Consider the following 15388-nt stretch of genomic DNA (forward strand, 5'->3'; position numbering starts at 1 on the left):
CGCTAGTCCTGAGGAGGCACTGAGCGAAGCCGAAGGCCCGTCTCGAAGGATTGTGCCTCGTCCTTCGAGACGCCATTTCGACTTCGCTCAATGGCTCCTCAGGATGAACGGGAAAAAGTTCAGCCCGTTCCACGGTCACAGCGGGGTCCAAGGCCGCTCCGCTTCGGACTCGTCACGTTCCGCGGCAAGTTCGCTTCCGAGCCGCGCGATGATCGCGTCGAGCAGCGGCTCCATGCCGTCGTCGAGCGGGGCGGAGACGGGGAAGGTGCGCGCGCCCGATGCGCCTTCGAGCGCCTTGGTCACCTTGGCGAGCCGCTTGGCGTCGAGCATGTCGGCCTTGGTGATGGCGAGGAGTTCGGTCTTGTCCTCGAGCCCGGCGCCATAAGCTTCGAGTTCGTCGCGGACCACGCGATAGGCGTCGACGGGATCATCGCCCGACCCGTCGACGAGGTGGAGGAGGACGCGGGTGCGCTCGACATGGCCGAGGAAGCGGTCGCCAATCCCTGCGCCTTCGGCCGCGCCTTCGATCAGGCCGGGGATGTCGGCGAGCACGAACTCTCGGCCCTTGTGGCGGACGACGCCGAGCTGCGGGCGGAGCGTGGTGAAGGGATAGTCGCCGACCTTGGCGCCGGCGTTGCTGACCGAATTGAGGAAGGTCGACTTGCCGGCGTTGGGTAGGCCGACGAGGCCGACGTCGGCGAGCAACTTGAGCCGCAGCCAGACCCACAATTCCTCGCCATCCTCGCCCGGCTGGTGCTGGCGCGGGGCACGGTTGGTCGAGGTCTTGTAACTGGCGTTGCCGCGCCCGCCGAGGCCGCCCTTCAGGAGGACGACGCGCTGCCCTTCGCGTGTAAGGTCGACGAGCAGCGTACGTTCTTCGTCGTCGGCCAGAACCTGGGTGCCGACAGGGACCTTGATGACGAGGTCGTCGCCGCCCGCGCCGGTGCGGTTGGAGCCCGCGCCGCCCTTGCCGCGGGGCGCGCGGAAATGCTGCGTATAGCGGAAGTCGATGAGGGTGTTGAGGCCGGGCACGGCTTCGAACACGACGTCGCCGCCCTTGCCGCCATTGCCGCCGTCCGGACCGCCGAATTCGATGAACTTTTCGCGACGGAAGCTGACCGCCCCGGGGCCGCCCGCCCCCGAGCGGACAAAGATTTTGGCCTGGTCAAGAAAGTGCATGGCGCGCGGGTAGGGGATTCCACGCAAAGCTTCCAGCACGGCAATCGCGTCAGTGAGAACCGTTCACACCCCGCTCGCTGCCGTGCAGGGCGGGCGCGAGTGGCGCCCGTCGCGTTCAATGCTGGGGATTGCCCGCAGCCGCTTTGGGCCGAGCTGCGAAGCGGATGATCGCAAAGCCCACGATGGCCGATAGGAACGATCCGCTCAATATTCCGAGCTTCACATCGTCGATCTGTTGGGGATCGCTGAACGCGAGTGTGCCGATGAACAGGCTCATGGTGAAGCCGATCCCGCACAGGATCGCGATCCCATAGACCTGCAGCCAGGTCGCGCCCCGCGGCCGGCTGCCCCAGCCGAACGCGACGGCCAGGCGGACACTGCCAAAGATGGCCACCTGCTTGCCGACGAAGAGCCCCGCAGCCACCGCGAGCGGGAGCGGAGCGAGCAAGGCGGCGACGTTTAGCCCGGCGAGCGACACGCCGGCATTGGCAAAGCCGAACAGCGGGACGATCAAATAGCCGACCCACGGCTCCAGCGCATGTTCGAGCCGGTGAAGGGGAGATTCCATGTCGTCGGGCGCGCCGGGGCTTGGGCGAATGGGAATCGTCAAGGCGGCAAGCACGCCGGCGACCGTGGCATGAACCCCCGAGGCGTAGGTCGCGACCCACAATGCAGCGGCGAGAAGGAGATAAATCGACAATCGCTGAACGCCGGCACGATTGAGCGCGGCCATGCCGGCGAGGATCGCGGCCGCGGCGGCGAGGGCCGCGAGGTTCAGGTCGCTCGTATAAGCGACGGCGATGATCGCGACCGCGCCGATGTCGTCGACCACCGCGACGGTGGTCAGGAATAGCTTGAGCGAGGCGGGCACGCGCTTGCCGAGGAGCGCGAGGACGCCGAGCGCGAAGGCGATGTCGGTCGCCGCGGGCACTGCCCAACCGCGCGCAAGGTCGGAGCCCGGCCCGACGATCACAAGGTAGATCAGCGCGGGGCCGGCCATTCCTGCTGCCGCGGCAATGATCGGCAGCCGGCGATCCGCCGGATTGGCCAACTCTCCGTCGAGGAACTCGCGCTTGATCTCCAGCCCGACGAGCAGGAAGAAACCGGCCATGAGCGCATCGTTGATCCAGTGGAGGACACTGAGCGGCCCCAGATAGGATTGCAGCGCGCCGAAATAGGCAGGCGCGGCCGGGCTGTTGGCGATGACCAGCGCTACCGCGGCGGCGGCGATCAAAAGGATTCCGCCCGACGCCTCGTTGGTCAGGAATTCGCGCGTGATCGAGATAGGGCGGCGGCTCATCGCCACGCCATTGCGCAGCGCGCGTCGTTGTGTCGATCAAAACCGGCTAGTTGGCGCCCGCTTCCGCCTTTTCCGGCACGAGCACCAGCGTCTGGCCCTCCACGCGCCAGGAGGCGAGGCGCGAGAGGAAATTCATGCCGAGCACGTCGAAACCGCCAAGCGCGGGCGAGGTCACAACCTTCAGGTCGGTAGCGGTGATACTGCCCACCTCCAGCCGCTGAACCGTCCCGGGACGAGCTTGAGTCATGCCGTTTGCGGTGCGCAGCATGATCGGCACGATGTCCACATCGCGCTCGATGCGGGCGGCAGCGGCGGTCTCGTCCGACAAAGCGGTGATGGTTGCGCCGCTGTCGATCAGCATGCGCCGCTCGACCCCATTGACCCGGACGTTGGCCCAGAAATGCCCGTCGCGCGACATGCGGATGCGCACTTCGTCGCCGACGACCTGCTGACGATCGAGGCCCAAGCTGGTCGCGATGCGCCCCAGTGTCGGTTCAAACGGTGCATGCTGAAGAAGCAGGAAAATGAGCAGCGCCATCACCGCAAATGAGAAAGCGAAGCGGATGAACCGTCCGACGTAGGGAAGCCGCTGGAGCAGGGTGATGAGGACAGCCGCCAGGACCGCGTAGATCGCAAGTTGCAGCCAGTCGGGGGCGGTCGTCGTCGGCATATGGAGCGCTCAGTCCGGGATCAACTGCGCCGCGGCGCTTTCGATCCGCCGACGGCTTTCAACGGCACCTCGCGGGGATGCTCCATCTCGATCCGATAACGCAGCCGCTCCGACGCGAGGGTGCGTGCGGTATCCCGGGGAAGACCGAGCGCTTCGGCAATCGCCGGGCCGAGAAGCGAATCGCCGAGAGCATTCAGCACCAGCGAGAGCGTCGATTCGGCGACATGATGCTCTTCATGCCCAATGCTGAGCTGGGCGACGAGGTCGCGGATCGAATCCAGGATGGGATTGAGCGCATCGCGGTTGCCGTTGATGATCATCCATGCGGCCAGCGCGCCCGCGCCTTCGCGGCCAAAGGCATCGAAGGTCTGATCGACGATGTCGCGTGCGTCCGCCTCACCAGCGCGGGCCCGCTCGACCGACTCGGCGATGCTTTGCGTGACCGAATCGGCGATCGACCGGGCAAGTTCGGACTGGAGCCCGGCGGCCGAGCCGAAATGGTGCAGAAGGTTGGCGTGCGTGCGCCCGATCTGAGCGCCAACAGCCTTCAGCGTCACCGCCTGTGGACCGCTTTCCAGCAGCAGCCGGCGGGCCGCTTCGAGCGCGGCCTGTCGGCTTTGTGCGGGGGAAAGGCGCTTGGCAGTTATTGACATCAGTGTAAGTTATTCTACCTTTGCAATCATGAGCTCGATTGCCGCACCGACACCATCGGACCTCGATATCCGTCCGCGCGACCGCCGCTTCGGCCGGGAACATGCGACCCCCCGTCTTTGGCACGGTGGGCGCGTCGAAGCGACTGCAATCTATAACGCGCTATCGACCACCTTTCCCCGCGGCGAGGCCTTTTTCGTGGAAAGCGTGCGCGCCTTCCGTGACGGCGCGCCGCCCAGGCTGGCCGAAGAGATCAAGGCGTTCACGACGCAGGAGGCGATCCACAGCCGTGAGCATGACGCGTTCAATCGCCGCGCGGCGGACAGCGGCTACGACCTCAGCAAGCTGGAACGGCAGGTCGAATATCGGCTGAGCGTGACCAAGTCGAAGCCGCCGATCGTCACCCTTGCAGCAACGATGGCGCTGGAGCATTTCACGGCGATCCTGGCACACGAACTGCTTGCAGATCCGCGCCATCTGGCGGGCGCCGACCGCGAGACGGCCGACCTGTGGCGCTGGCACGCGGTCGAGGAGATCGAGCATAAGGGCGTCGCCTACGACACCTGGCTGCACGCCACGCGGCACTGGACGCGGCGCAAGCGGTGGGAGGTCAAGGCCAAGGTGATGTTCTACGTCACCCGCAATTTCCTGGTCGACCGCACCGCGGGCGCGCTCGAGCTGATGCGCCAGGACGGCGTGACCGGCCTGAAGGCGTGGGCGCGGCTGCTGGCCTATCTGTGGGTACGGCCGGGCATGTTCCGCAAGATCGCCGGGGCGTGGTTCAAATTCTTTCTGCCGGGGTTCCACCCGTGGAACGAGGACGACCGGCATTTGCTCACCGCGTATGATGCGGAGGCGCCGTCGTCGGAATCATCGGCGAAGAAGGTGCGCAGCGCGGTTTAACGGACGCTCCTCCCCATCGCTTCGCGACAGGGAGGAGCTTTTAGGCCGCCAGGGCCTCGTCTTCGTCCTCGACGGCCGCACCACGTAGCACCAGCCGCATCAGCCTGGCCGGCACGTCTTCGCCGCGTGCGCAGCTGCGGCGCGGGGCGACGATTCCGAGCGGCGCGAAGCCGAGCTTTTCAAGCACCCGCGCCGACGCCGGATTGTCGATAAAGTACGAGCCTTCGAGGCTGGGCAGGTCGAGCGCGCGGGCAATCTCGATCAGCGCGGTGCACGCCTCCGTCGCAAAGCCGCGGCCCCAGTCGCTGCGGGCGATCCAATAGCCGAGCTCGACCGCGCCCGACGGCCGCCGGCCAAGTCCGCAGGCACCGACGAGGCGCGGCGCGCCCGACGTCCGCTCGAACGCCAGCAGCGAGGGCAGGATGGGGTCGCGCGGAGTCGCCAGAAAGGCTTCGGCGTCGCGCACGCGATAGGGCCACGGCACCGTCGCGAGATTGCGGGCGATGGCTTCGTCGGCGATGGCCATGGCAAGCGCCGGCGCATCTTCGGGGAAGCCGGGTCTCAGCAGCAATCTTGGCGTCCTGGCGAACATTGGTCCTTCTCCTCGCCGCCGTCCCTAGGCACGGCCGGTGACAGTTCCGGGAGAAGGATATGAAAAAGGGGAGCCTCCCTTTTCGGGGGCTCCCCTTCTCCCTTTGGCTTTGATCCGCTTGAGATCTCGTCCGGGCCGCCCCTAGTGGGAACGGTCCGTTGCAACCGTTCCTATGCGCTGGCTTCCGTAATCGGCATCACATGGACGTATTTGCGGCCAAGCTTGCCGTCACGGAACGTGACCGTGCCGTCGGTAAGCGCAAACAACGTATGGTCCTTGCCCATGCCGACGTTGGTCCCCGCGTGCCACTTCGTGCCGCGTTGACGAACGATGATATTGCCGGCGCGCGCGGCCTGGCTGCCGAACAGCTTCACGCCAAGGCGCTTGCTTTCACTGTCGCGACCGTTGCGGCTCGAGCCGCCTGCTTTCTTATGTGCCATTGTGCGCTCTTACTTCTTCTTTGCCGGAGCCTTGGCAGCCGGCTTCTTCGCGGGGGCCTTAGCAGGTGCAGCATTTTTTGTCGACGCCTTGGTTTCGGCCTTGGCCTCAGCTTTGGCATCGGACGTCTTGGGCTCCGCCTTGGCCGGCTTGTCATCGGCCTTCGCGGGCGACGCAGCCTTGGTCTCGGCCGTCGGTGCATCGGTCTTGGCTTCGGCCTTCGGAGCGGCCTTCTTTTCAGCCTTGTGATCGCCGATCGCGACGATCTGCAGGATGGTGTGCTGCTGACGGTGGCCCTTCTTGCGGCGATAATTGTGGCGGCGCCGCTTCTTGAAGACGGTGACCTTCTCACCCTTGGCCTGGGCGATGATTTCGGCCGCGACGGTCAGGCCGTCGGTCTTCTTGAGGTCCGATCCGTCGCCGGCGAGCAGAATGTCGCCCAGCGTGATCTTGTCACCAGCATTGCCGTCGATTTTCTCGACGACGATCTTGTCTCCCGGGGCGACGCGATATTGCTTGCCGCCCGTGCGCACGACTGCGAACATTGGCTTTTCTTCCTACGAATTCCGCTTCCCACACGCGCGCACGACCGGTCGGCGGCACAGCAGCGCTCGGGAAAGCGAGCCGCCTATGGCAGGCGCCGCGGCCTGTCAACGGCACGCCGTGTCTGTGGCCCGCCCGCAACATCTGCGGCCAACTATCCAGCGCCCGGCCTAACGTCCTTGTCACAAAGCATATTCCGGTCATTCTGCGATGTCTGATGGCGGCAAGGGGGTCCGCGCCGCGATTCGGAAGGGGGAAGAGCTAATGTCCAAATCGCTTCGCCGAGCGCTCCTGCTTGCGACCTTGAGCACCTTCGCCATCGCGATCCCGGCCGCCGCGCAAGATGCGCAGAGCGACGTCCCGGCCACGCCCGAAAGCAGCGATGCCACCCCCGCAGCACCGGCAGGTCCCGCACCGACCGTGCCACAGGCGGTGAACGAAGATACGATCATCGTGACCGGCACCCGTTCATCCAACCGGACGGTGGCCGACAGCCCGGTACCGGTCGACGTCATCGGCGCGGACGCGATCGCCCATACCGGGGCGACCGAAACCAACAAGATCCTCAATCAGCTGGTGCCGTCGTTCAACTTCCCGCAGCCGTCGGTCAACGACGGGTCGGACTCGGTCAAGCCGGCGACCTTGCGCGGCCTCAGCCCCGACCAGGTGCTGGTGCTGGTCAACGGCAAGCGCCGCCACGTTGCCGCCCTGATCAACATCAACGGGACGGTCGGGCGCGGCAGCGCGGCGGTCGACATGAACCTCATTCCCGGCATGGCGATCAACCGCGTCGAGGTGCTGCGCGATGGCGCCGCCGCCCAATATGGCTCGGATGCCATCGCGGGCGTAATCAACATCCAGCTCAAGAACGCGCGGCAGGGCGGGTCGGCGAGCCTGACCTACGGCAAATATATCACGACGCTGGAGGACGTGGACGACGTGACCGGCCTTGCGCTCAATGGCGCCGGCCAGCCGTTCCTCGATCCCAACGACATCGGAACGCCGACCACGACCTCGCGCTATTTCGTCGCCGAGACCGATGGGGAGCGCAAGGCGCGAGACGGCTCCCAGGTGACCTTCGCGGCCAACCTCGGCCTGCCGATCGGCTCGACCGGATACGTCAACCTTACCGGCGAACTGCAGCGCAAGTCGGCGGTCAATCGCGCGGGCTACGATCTGCGGCCGAACTTCACCTTTGGCGTGACGAACGCAACGACCGTGTTCGATCCACGCGAACTCGATTTCAACCGGCTCCAGTTCAAATATGGCGAGCCCAAAGCGAAGAGTTACAATCTGTTCCTCAATGCCGGGATCGACGTCTCGCCCGATTGGGAAGCCTATGCATTCGCCTCGCACGGCCACCGCAATTCGACCAGCGCGGCCAATTGGCGGCAGTATATCGCCGCCGCCAACCGCGATTTCAGCGTGCTCGCGCCGAACCAGGTGCCCAATGCCGGCAACTTCGTGCCGCTGACGGACGAGGGCTTCCTGCCGTTGATCGAGACCGACCTCGACGATTATGCCGCGACCATCGGGCTGCGCGGTGCGATTGCCGGGTGGAAGGCCGATTTCTCGGCCGGTTATGGCCACAACCGCTTCGACTATGACCTGCACGACACGCTCAACACGTCGCTCGGGCCCGACAGCCCGCGCGATTTCGATGCCGGCGGCCTGCGTTATGGCCAGTGGTTGTTCAATGCCGATTTCTCGCGCGAGTTCGCGATCGGGACGGCCAAGCCGCTGACCGTCGCGGTCGGCGCCGAGCATCGCCGCGAGCGCTTCAAGATCCGTCCCGGCGAGGAAGCCTCCTACGTCGCCGGGCCGCTGTTCCGGGCAGCGGTGCCGAACACCACGCTGGCCAATTGCGACGCCTTGGGCGGGCGCTTCGGCTCGCTGGCGCCGACCACCTGCGACTTCCCGGGCCGCGGCGCGGGGGCGGGCGCCCAGGGCTTCCCGGGGATTCCGGCGGCTAGCGAAACCAATGAGGGCCGCCACAGCTGGGGCGTCTATGCCGAACTCGACACCGACCCGATCGAGGGCGTCACCACGACCCTGGCCGCACGGTTCGAGGATTATTCGGACTTCGGGACGACGCTGAACGGCAAGTTTGCCGCGCGGTGGGAATTTATCCCCAATTATGCGGTGCGCGGCGCGATCTCCAACGGGTTCCGCGCGCCGTCCCTGCACCAGCAATATTTCACGACCTTTTCGACCAACTTCGTCAACGGCATCCCGGTCGACATCGCGACACTCGCCGTCGGGTCCCCAGCGGCGGCGGCGCTCGGCGCGCAGCCGCTGAAGCCCGAGAAGTCGGTCAACTTCAGCCTCGGCGCGACGGCCAACCCGGTGCCCGGCCTGACGATCACGGCGGACTGGTACTCGATCAAGATCAAGGACCGGATCGTGTTCAGCGAGATCCTTGGCGTGAACGGCACCGGCAACGTCGCCGCGACGGGGACGGCGGTCACCGCGCTGCTGCAGAGCCTGGGCTTCCCGCAGGTCGGCGCCGGGCGCTTCTTCTTGAACGGAATCGACACCCGTACGCGCGGTCTCGACATCGTTGCCGCCTATAACTGGCGGACCAACGGCTTCGGCCGCTGGAACCTCAGCGCGGCCTACAACCGCAACAAGACCAAGATCACCGACCGCGCGCCGCCTCCCGGAGCGTTGTCGACGATCCCGAACCTGATCCTGTTCGGCAGAACCGAAAGCCTGCGCTTCACTTACGGCCAGCCGCGCGACAAGATCGTGCTCAGTGCCGATGGCGACCTGGGCCGCTTCGGGGTGACGGCGCGCACCACGCGCTATGGCAAGGTCGTTTCGCCCTCCGCCAGCCTGCCGCCGGCGCCCAACCAGTTCGACGTCAATACCTTCCTGCCGGACGACATTCGCCTTGGCCGCAAGTGGATCACCGACCTCGAATTGCGCTGGAAGCCGGGTGGCGGGGCAGAATTGGCCTTGGGATCGAACAATCTGTTCGATGTCTATCCCGACCGGTCGCCGTTCGGGATCCGCCCGGACGGCGGGGTCTATCCGGTGAACCAGATCTATTTTCCATATTCGACCTTCTCGCCGTTCGGCTTCAACGGACGATTCATCTACGGCCGGGCGTCGATCAACTTCTAGGCGGTGGGATATGTGAGGCGGCACGGCGCGGGAGTGGATCCGCGCCGTCGATCGTCACCGCGTTCAGCCAGGCGTCGGCCGGCTCTAGTGCCGATGCTCGGGGCGGAGCTGGTAACGGCCGCCTTCAAGGCCGTTGAACATCGATGCAATTTCCGGGTGATCGACGGGCTCGTCGCTTTCGTCGGGAACGAGGTTCTGCTGGCTGACGTAAGCGGTGTAGGTCGTCTCCGCATTTTCGGCGAGCAGGTGGTAGAAGGGCTGGTCCTTCGACGGGCGGATCGCCTCGGGAATCGATTCGTACCATTCGTCGCTGTTGGCGAATTCGGGATCGACGTCGAAGATCACGCCGCGGAAATCGAAGATGCGGTGGCGCACGACATCGCCGATGGCGAAGCGGGCGGAAGGGATGGCGATATGCTGGGCCATGGGGGCTGAACGTTCGACGGGCGACATGGCTTCCTATCTAGGCAAGCTTGGGGGCCGCTGCTAGAGCCCGCCCGCGACCAACGCCCGGATCCGGGCCTTGCACCTTCGTAGCGGAGAGGTGGCTGAGTGGTCGAAAGCACCGCACTCGAAATGCGGCGTGCGGGCAACCGTACCGTGGGTTCGAATCCCACCCTCTCCGCCAACCCCATCCCCCACAATAGCGGTTGACACGGCGACTGCCTCGCGCTCTCTTGCGTGCATGCGTGAGAAGCACTGCATCCAGATGGGCAATCCGGCCACGACGTCGTCGCTTGGCTGGTGGTGGCGCTTGCCCGAACGATGGCGTGCGCGCGGCTGATTCCTGACTGACAGGATTATCTGACCCGAGGCCCGCCATTCGAGCGGGCTTTTTTTTTCGTCTGCGCTCATCGCCCACAAACGGGAATTCGACATGCTTAATGCCCTCGTCAAAACGCACGCACCCGACAATTTGCCACCTGATCTGGGGCCGGTGCCAAATCCGCTGCCCCGGCTCCTGTCGGGTGAAAACCTCGACGCCGACGATTCGCAAAAGTTGTTTGAGCGGCTGGTGCTCGGAAAGCTCGAGCCTGCAGAAATCGCCGGGATGCTGATCGCCCTTCGAATGAAGGGGGAAACGCCGGAGGAAATGGTCGGCGCGGCACGGGCGCTGATCGAGGCCGCCGAGCCCTTCGACCGACCCGATTATCTGTTCGCCGACTGCTGCGGGACCGGCGGGGACGCATCGGGGCTGATCAATGTCTCGACCGCCACCGCCTTCGTCGCCGCGGCCTGCGGCCTGCCGATTGCCAAGCACGGCAACAGGTCAGTCAGCAGCCAGTGTGGGTCCGCCGATGTCCTTGAGGCGCTGGGGTCAAGATTGTGGTGGAGCCAGCGCACGCGCGCGACCTGCTCGACGAGACGGGGTTCTGCTTCCTGTTCGCGCCGTCCTTTCATCCGGGGATGAAGCATGCGGCGCTGGTGCGGCGGCAATTGGCGATCCGCACCGTGATGAATTTGCTCGGTCCGTGCGTGAACCCGGCGCGGCCGCCGGTCCAATTGCTGGGCGTCGCCGACGCGGCGAAGCTCGATCACGTCGCGCAAGTGCTGGGCGCGATCGGGACGACGCGCGCGCTAGTGGTTCACGGCGCGGGATTGGACGAGGTTGCGATTCACGGCGAGACCGACGCGACGCTGGTCGAAGACGGCGTGACCACGGCACTTCGCCTGTCACCCGAAGACGCGGGCATCGATCGGGCACCCCTGTCTCAGGTCGCCGGCGGTGAGCCGGCAGAAAATGCGTTACGGCTGCGCGCCTTGCTCGACGGCGGGGGCAAGGCGGCCGAACGCGACATCGTCATTCTCAATACCGCCGCCCTGTTGATGACCGCGGGACTTTCGGCGGACTTGAGGCGGGGGGCCGACTCTGCCCGCGAGGCGCTTGCCGACGGTGCACCGGGGCGGGTGCTCGACGCGTACATCCGGGGCAGCAATGGCTGACGTCCTCGACCGGATCCTTGCGCGCAAACGGACCGAAGTCGCGGCCCGGCGGCGGACGATCGCGCCGCCGCCACCATCGGTGCGCTCGCTCAAGACGGCGCTGGCCCGGCCCGACGCGCGCTTCATCATGGAGGTCAAGCCGCGATCCCCATCGGGCCATGTCGCCCGCTATTCGGTGGAGGAAGCAAGCGCCGCTTATGCGCCCGTCGCGGACGCCATCAGCGTGTTGACCGACAGCGGCGACTTTGGCGGGTCGCTCGACGACATCGGCCGGGTCCGGGAACAGTTCGATGGACCCATCCTGGCCAAGGATTTCGTGATCGACGCGTTCCAGGTGCCCGAAGCCCGCGCGGCGGGCGCGGACGCGGTGCTGGCGATGCTGTCGGTGCTCGACGACTCGCTGGCCAGCGAGGTGATGGCAGCAGCCCGGCGGCTGGCGATGGACGTGCTGGTCGAGGTCCACGACGAGACAGAAATGGCGCGCGCCATTGCCCTCGGCGCCGACATCATCGGGATCAACAACCGCGACCTCAAGACCCTGCAGACCGACCTCCGAGTTACCGAGCGGCTAGCGCCGCTGGCTCCGGAGGGCGTCCTGGTGGTCGCCGAATCAGGCATTGCCTCGCGAGCCGACGTGATGCGCCTGTCGCCGCTGGTCGATGCTTTCCTGGTCGGTTCCTCGCTGATGGCGGCCGATGACATCGGCGGCGCAGCGCGGTCGCTGATCCATGGTCGGGTCAAGATTTGCGGACTGACACGCGAGGAAGACGTCGAGGCGGTCATTCGGGCCGGCGCGACGCATGCCGGGCTGATCCTTGTGCCGGATACGCCGCGCGCGCTGTCGCTCGACGCCGCGCGGCCGCTAGCCATGCTCGCGCGGCGCGGCGGCCTGAAGACGGTCGGCGTGTTTCGGGATGAGGAGTCGGCCCAGGTGATCGCCGCCGCGCGCGCACTGCAGCTCGACGCCATCCAATTGCATGGACGCGAGTCTGCCCGCGAGATTGCGCAATTTCGGTCGTGCTTGCCGCCAAGTGTCGAAATCTGGGCGGTGCGGGGCATCGACGAGAATATGATCGAACCGCCCCGTAATGCCGATCGGAGCTTATTTGACACTCGGGTAGGAGACCGTTGCGGCGGATCGGGGATCGCCTTCGACTGGGACAGGCTGCGCACCGACCCCGAGCTTCCCGGCGCGTTCATTTCGGGAGGACTGAACGCTGCCAACATCGGCGGCGCGGCGAAGCTTGGCGCGCACGGCCTTGACCTGTCGTCGGGGGTCGAGTCGGCGCCGGGAATCAAAGATCAGGCCAAGCTCGCGGGATTGTTCGACGCCTTGCGGCCACCAGCGCGGAGGGCCGCATGAAGTTCGACGGACGATTTGGGCGCTTTGGCGGGGCCTATGTGCCGGAAATATTGGTTCCCGCCCTGGAACAGCTGGAAGCCGCCTTTATCGAGGCGCAACAGGACCCTGGCTTCGCGGCCGAACTTGGCGATCTCTTGTCGACCTACGCCGGCCGGCCGACGCCGCTGACGCGCTGCCGCAATCTTTCGCGCGGGAAGACCCGCATTTACCTGAAGCGCGAGGATCTGCTTCACGGCGGCGCGCACAAGACCAATCAGGTGTTGGCACAGGCGCTCCTTGCGCGGCGGATGGGAAAGACCCGACTGATTGCCGAGACCGGAGCCGGCCAGCACGGGGTGGCGACTGCCATCGCCGGCGCCTTGTTCGGGCTCGAGACCTGCATCTACATGGGCGCGGACGATGTCGAGCGGCAGCAGCTCAACGTCTTTCGCATGCAGTTGATGGGCGCAACCGTCGTTCCCGTTACCACCGGGGGCCGGACGCTGAAGGACGCCGTCAACGAGGCGCTGCGCGATTGGACGGCATCGTTCGAGACCAGCCATTATCTGCTCGGGACCGTCGCCGGCCCGCATCCCTTTCCGCTGATGGTGCGCGAATATCAGAGGGTCATCGGCAAGGAAGCGCGCGAGCAGATTCTGGGGATCGAGGGGCGCCTGCCCGACGCGGTGATTGCCTGCGTCGGCGGCGGGTCGAACGCGATCGGCCTGTTCAGCGATTTCATCGGTGACGAAAAGGTGGCGCTGATCGGGGTCGAGGCCGCCGGCAAGGGCCTGTCCGGGCGCGAGCATGGCGCGACCATCCTGAAAGGCCGTCCGGGGATTTTGCACGGGGCCGAAACGCTGGTGCTGCAGGATGCCGACGGCCAGATCGACGACACATGGTCGGTGTCGGCGGGCCTCGACTATCCGGCCGTGGGACCGGAACATGCTTTCCTCAAGGAAAGCGGTCGCGCGGAATATGTCGGGGTGACCGACGATCAGGCGCTTGCGGCCTTCGTCGCGCTCGCGCGGGGGGAGGGCATCCTGGGGGCGTTCGAAAGCTGCCACGCCCTGGCGCATGCCCTGCAGCTGGCACGGGCCGGCGAGGATCGCATCATCCTGGTCAACCTGTCGGGACGCGGCGACAAGGATGTTGCGCAGGCCCAAACCCTGCTCGGCGATCGAGAAAGAAACGCAGCATGACAAGCCGCTACGCCGACATGTTCGGGAGCCGCGCGCGAGACGGTGAAGGCGCGCTCGGAATCTTCACCATGCTCGGCGATCCGGACCCGGGAAGCTGTCTGGCCTGTCTCGACGCGATCGTGGCCGGTGGGGCGGATATGGTCGAGGTCGGCATTCCGTTCAGCGACCCAATCGCCGATGGACCGGTGATCCAGGCCGCTGCCGAGCGCGCGCTGCGGGCGGGCGTACGTACCGCCGATTGCCTCGAAATGATCGCCGACTTCAGACAGCGGCATCCGACAGTGCCGCTGGGCGTCTTGACCTACGCGAACCTAGTCGTGGCGCGCGGCATCGACGCATTTTGCCAACAACTGGCGGACGCAGGCGGCGACAGCCTGTTGATCGCTGACGTTCCGAGCATCGAAGTCGGCCCTTATGCCGCGGCCGCCCGGCGGGCCGCGCTCGACCTAGTCATGATCGCTGCCACCAATACGCCCGGCGCAACGCTCCAGCGCATCGCTGCCGCAGGGTCAGGCTATACCTATTGTGTGGCGCGAGCCGGGGTGACCGGTGCCGACCGCGAAGTTCATTTCAATGGCCACCCCGCGCTCTTTGCAGCGCTTGCGGCGGCAGGGGCGCCGCCCCCGTCCTGGGGTTCGGTATCGCCACGCCCGACCACGTTCGCACGGCGATCGATTCGGGCGCGGCCGGGGTGATCAGCGGATCGGCCATCGTGCGGCAGATCGCGGAGGGGATTTCGGTTGAGCGCCTAAGGTCGCAGGTTGCGTCGCTGAAGCAGGCTACCCGGCCTTTGGCGGCTGCAACGCTTTCTGGGCCAGCGGGGCAACGCGTTCGGCCATGCGCCTGATCCCCGCGGGATTGGGATGGAGGCCGTCGGCCAGCAGCAGCTTGGGATCGGTGATGATCCCGTCCATGAAGAAGGGGTCGAGCGTCGCCCCATATTTTCTGGCGAGGTCGGGGTAGATGCTGTCGAAGCTGCGGACATAGGCATCGCCCAGGCTGCGCGGGGCCATCATGCCGGTGAGCAGGACGGGGATGCCGCGCTTCTGAAGCTCGGCCAGAACGGCGTCGAGATTGCGGCGCGTTCCGGCGGGGTCGAGCCCGCGCAGGGCATCGTTGGCGCCAAGACCGACGATGACCAGGTCGGGCTTCCGGTCCAGCCCGTCGAGCGTGAAAGCCAGGCGCGCTCGGCCGCCCGCGCTGGTGTCGCCTGAGACGCCGGCATTGACCACCCGGGCGCGAACGCCGCGCGCTTCCAGCGCTTGTTCGAGAACGGATGGAAAGCTTTCGTTCTGGTCGACGCCGTAACCGGCGTAGAGGCTGTCGCCCAAGGCCAGCACGAGCCGCTCATCACCGACCGGGGCGGCGGTTGTCGCCCCCTCGACAGACGTGTTTGCCTGTTCGACCGGCGGCGCCTGCGCCGGCTTCGAACAGGCGATCGTCAATTGAAGCGGCAGCAAGAGCATCACATATCGCGCGGCAATCATTGTCTTGCGGG

Annotated in this window: 15 protein-coding genes, 1 tRNA gene, 1 pseudogene and 1 other annotated feature; of the genes and pseudogenes, 8 read left to right on the forward strand and 9 right to left on the reverse strand. The window is 66.2% G+C overall.

What is annotated here, in order from left to right:
- Nucleotides 1–135 precede the first annotated feature (135 nt).
- From obgE to H9L13_RS04230, 4 genes are all read right to left on the reverse strand, one after another.
- The gene (gene obgE / locus H9L13_RS04215) at nt 136–1179 is read right to left on the reverse strand and encodes a GTPase ObgE (protein WP_187539298.1); all 1044 of its coding nucleotides are present in this window, start codon (nt 1177–1179) and stop codon (nt 136–138) included.
- Nucleotides 1180–1294: 115 nt separating this feature from the next.
- On the reverse strand, nt 1295–2479 hold the full coding sequence (gene nhaA, locus H9L13_RS04220; RefSeq protein WP_187539299.1) for a Na+/H+ antiporter NhaA: 1185 nt from the start codon (nt 2477–2479) through the stop codon (nt 1295–1297).
- Between the two features lie 46 nt (nt 2480–2525).
- Nucleotides 2526–3149: a retropepsin-like aspartic protease family protein gene (locus H9L13_RS04225; protein ID WP_187539301.1), complete on the reverse strand. Its 624-nt coding sequence runs from the start codon at nt 3147–3149 to the stop codon at nt 2526–2528.
- A 20-nt stretch (nt 3150–3169) separates the two neighbouring features.
- Nucleotides 3170–3802 (reverse strand): TetR/AcrR family transcriptional regulator, encoded by a 633-nt coding sequence (locus H9L13_RS04230; RefSeq protein WP_187539303.1) that lies wholly within the window; start codon nt 3800–3802, stop codon nt 3170–3172.
- Nucleotides 3803–3830: 28 nt separating this feature from the next.
- On the opposite strand from H9L13_RS04230, the gene H9L13_RS04235 reads away from it, so the two are divergent.
- Nucleotides 3831–4703: a metal-dependent hydrolase gene (locus tag H9L13_RS04235; RefSeq protein WP_187539305.1), complete on the forward strand. Its 873-nt coding sequence runs from the start codon at nt 3831–3833 to the stop codon at nt 4701–4703.
- A 40-nt stretch (nt 4704–4743) separates the two neighbouring features.
- On the opposite strand, the gene H9L13_RS04240 is transcribed toward H9L13_RS04235, so the two are convergent.
- From H9L13_RS04240 to rplU, 3 genes are all read right to left on the reverse strand, one after another.
- Nucleotides 4744–5295 carry a GNAT family N-acetyltransferase gene (locus H9L13_RS04240; protein ID WP_187539307.1) on the reverse strand — a complete coding sequence of 184 codons (552 nt, stop codon included), beginning with the start codon at nt 5293–5295 and terminating at the stop codon, nt 4744–4746.
- 170 nt (nt 5296–5465) lie between these two features.
- Nucleotides 5466–5735: a 50S ribosomal protein L27 gene (rpmA, locus tag H9L13_RS04245; protein WP_187539309.1), complete on the reverse strand. Its 270-nt coding sequence runs from the start codon at nt 5733–5735 to the stop codon at nt 5466–5468.
- 9 nt (nt 5736–5744) lie between these two features.
- Nucleotides 5745–6278 (reverse strand): 50S ribosomal protein L21, encoded by a 534-nt coding sequence (rplU, locus tag H9L13_RS04250; protein WP_187539311.1) that lies wholly within the window; start codon nt 6276–6278, stop codon nt 5745–5747.
- Between the two features lie 262 nt (nt 6279–6540).
- Between rplU and H9L13_RS04255 the strand changes: the two genes are divergently transcribed.
- A complete protein-coding gene (locus tag H9L13_RS04255; protein ID WP_187539312.1) occupies nt 6541–9402 on the forward strand; it encodes a TonB-dependent receptor plug domain-containing protein in 2862 nt (953 codons plus the stop codon).
- An 84-nt stretch (nt 9403–9486) separates the two neighbouring features.
- Here H9L13_RS04255 and hspQ read toward each other — a convergent pair whose 3' ends face one another.
- A complete protein-coding gene (gene hspQ, locus H9L13_RS04260; protein ID WP_235091167.1) occupies nt 9487–9828 on the reverse strand; it encodes a heat shock protein HspQ in 342 nt (113 codons plus the stop codon).
- A 112-nt stretch (nt 9829–9940) separates the two neighbouring features.
- Between hspQ and H9L13_RS04265 the strand changes: the two genes are divergently transcribed.
- From H9L13_RS04265 to H9L13_RS13020, 6 genes and pseudogenes are all read left to right on the forward strand, one after another.
- Nucleotides 9941–10030, forward strand: a tRNA-Ser gene (locus H9L13_RS04265).
- A 108-nt stretch (nt 10031–10138) separates the two neighbouring features.
- Nucleotides 10139–10243: a sequence feature (Trp leader region), on the forward strand.
- Nucleotides 10244–10279: 36 nt separating this feature from the next.
- Nucleotides 10280–11346, forward strand: a pseudogene (gene trpD, locus H9L13_RS12705) (anthranilate phosphoribosyltransferase).
- On the forward strand, nt 11339–12709 hold the full coding sequence (gene trpCF / locus H9L13_RS04275) for a bifunctional indole-3-glycerol-phosphate synthase TrpC/phosphoribosylanthranilate isomerase TrpF (protein ID WP_187539316.1): 1371 nt from the start codon (nt 11339–11341) through the stop codon (nt 12707–12709). Before trpD ends, trpCF begins: the two are co-directional and overlap by 8 nt.
- Nucleotides 12706–13890 (forward strand): tryptophan synthase subunit beta, encoded by a 1185-nt coding sequence (gene trpB, locus H9L13_RS04280; RefSeq protein ID WP_187539318.1) that lies wholly within the window; start codon nt 12706–12708, stop codon nt 13888–13890. Before trpCF ends, trpB begins: the two co-directional genes overlap by 4 nt.
- A complete protein-coding gene (gene trpA, locus H9L13_RS04285) occupies nt 13887–14585 on the forward strand; it encodes a tryptophan synthase subunit alpha (protein ID WP_223176479.1) in 699 nt (232 codons plus the stop codon). The genes trpB and trpA overlap by 4 nt, the downstream gene beginning before the upstream one ends.
- Nucleotides 14561–14737, forward strand: a complete 177-nt coding sequence (locus H9L13_RS13020; protein ID WP_425326497.1) for a hypothetical protein — start codon at nt 14561–14563, stop codon at nt 14735–14737. The genes trpA and H9L13_RS13020 overlap by 25 nt, the downstream gene beginning before the upstream one ends.
- Here the strand turns inward: H9L13_RS13020 and H9L13_RS04290 are convergent.
- Entirely contained in the window at nt 14670–15377 is a 708-nt protein-coding gene (locus tag H9L13_RS04290) for an arylesterase (RefSeq protein ID WP_187539320.1), read from the reverse strand. The two genes, H9L13_RS13020 and H9L13_RS04290, sit on opposite strands and share 68 nt — an antisense overlap.
- Nucleotides 15378–15388: the final 11 nt, after the last annotated feature.

The organism is Sphingomonas lutea (genome assembly GCF_014396785.1).
GTDB lineage: Bacteria > Pseudomonadota > Alphaproteobacteria > Sphingomonadales > Sphingomonadaceae > Sphingomicrobium > Sphingomicrobium luteum.

Excerpts from the sequence above, each read along its gene's own strand:
- obgE (WP_187539298.1), bottom strand. The coding sequence starts at position 1,179 with ATGCACTTTCTTGACCAGGCCAAAATCTTTGTCCGCTCGGGGGCGGGC.
- nhaA (WP_187539299.1), bottom strand. The coding sequence starts at position 2,479 with ATGAGCCGCCGCCCTATCTCGATCACGCGCGAATTCCTGACCAACGAG.
- H9L13_RS04225 (WP_187539301.1), bottom strand. The coding sequence starts at position 3,149 with ATGCCGACGACGACCGCCCCCGACTGGCTGCAACTTGCGATCTACGCG.
- H9L13_RS04230 (WP_187539303.1), bottom strand. The coding sequence starts at position 3,802 with ATGTCAATAACTGCCAAGCGCCTTTCCCCCGCACAAAGCCGACAGGCC.
- H9L13_RS04235 (WP_187539305.1), top strand. The coding sequence starts at position 3,831 with ATGAGCTCGATTGCCGCACCGACACCATCGGACCTCGATATCCGTCCG.
- H9L13_RS04240 (WP_187539307.1), bottom strand. The coding sequence starts at position 5,295 with ATGTTCGCCAGGACGCCAAGATTGCTGCTGAGACCCGGCTTCCCCGAA.
- rpmA (WP_187539309.1), bottom strand. The coding sequence starts at position 5,735 with ATGGCACATAAGAAAGCAGGCGGCTCGAGCCGCAACGGTCGCGACAGT.
- rplU (WP_187539311.1), bottom strand. The coding sequence starts at position 6,278 with ATGTTCGCAGTCGTGCGCACGGGCGGCAAGCAATATCGCGTCGCCCCG.
- H9L13_RS04255 (WP_187539312.1), top strand. The coding sequence starts at position 6,541 with ATGTCCAAATCGCTTCGCCGAGCGCTCCTGCTTGCGACCTTGAGCACC.
- hspQ (WP_235091167.1), bottom strand. The coding sequence starts at position 9,828 with ATGGCCCAGCATATCGCCATCCCTTCCGCCCGCTTCGCCATCGGCGAT.
- trpCF (WP_187539316.1), top strand. The coding sequence starts at position 11,339 with ATGGCTGACGTCCTCGACCGGATCCTTGCGCGCAAACGGACCGAAGTC.
- trpB (WP_187539318.1), top strand. The coding sequence starts at position 12,706 with ATGAAGTTCGACGGACGATTTGGGCGCTTTGGCGGGGCCTATGTGCCG.
- trpA (WP_223176479.1), top strand. The coding sequence starts at position 13,887 with ATGACAAGCCGCTACGCCGACATGTTCGGGAGCCGCGCGCGAGACGGT.
- H9L13_RS04290 (WP_187539320.1), bottom strand. The coding sequence starts at position 15,377 with ATGATTGCCGCGCGATATGTGATGCTCTTGCTGCCGCTTCAATTGACG.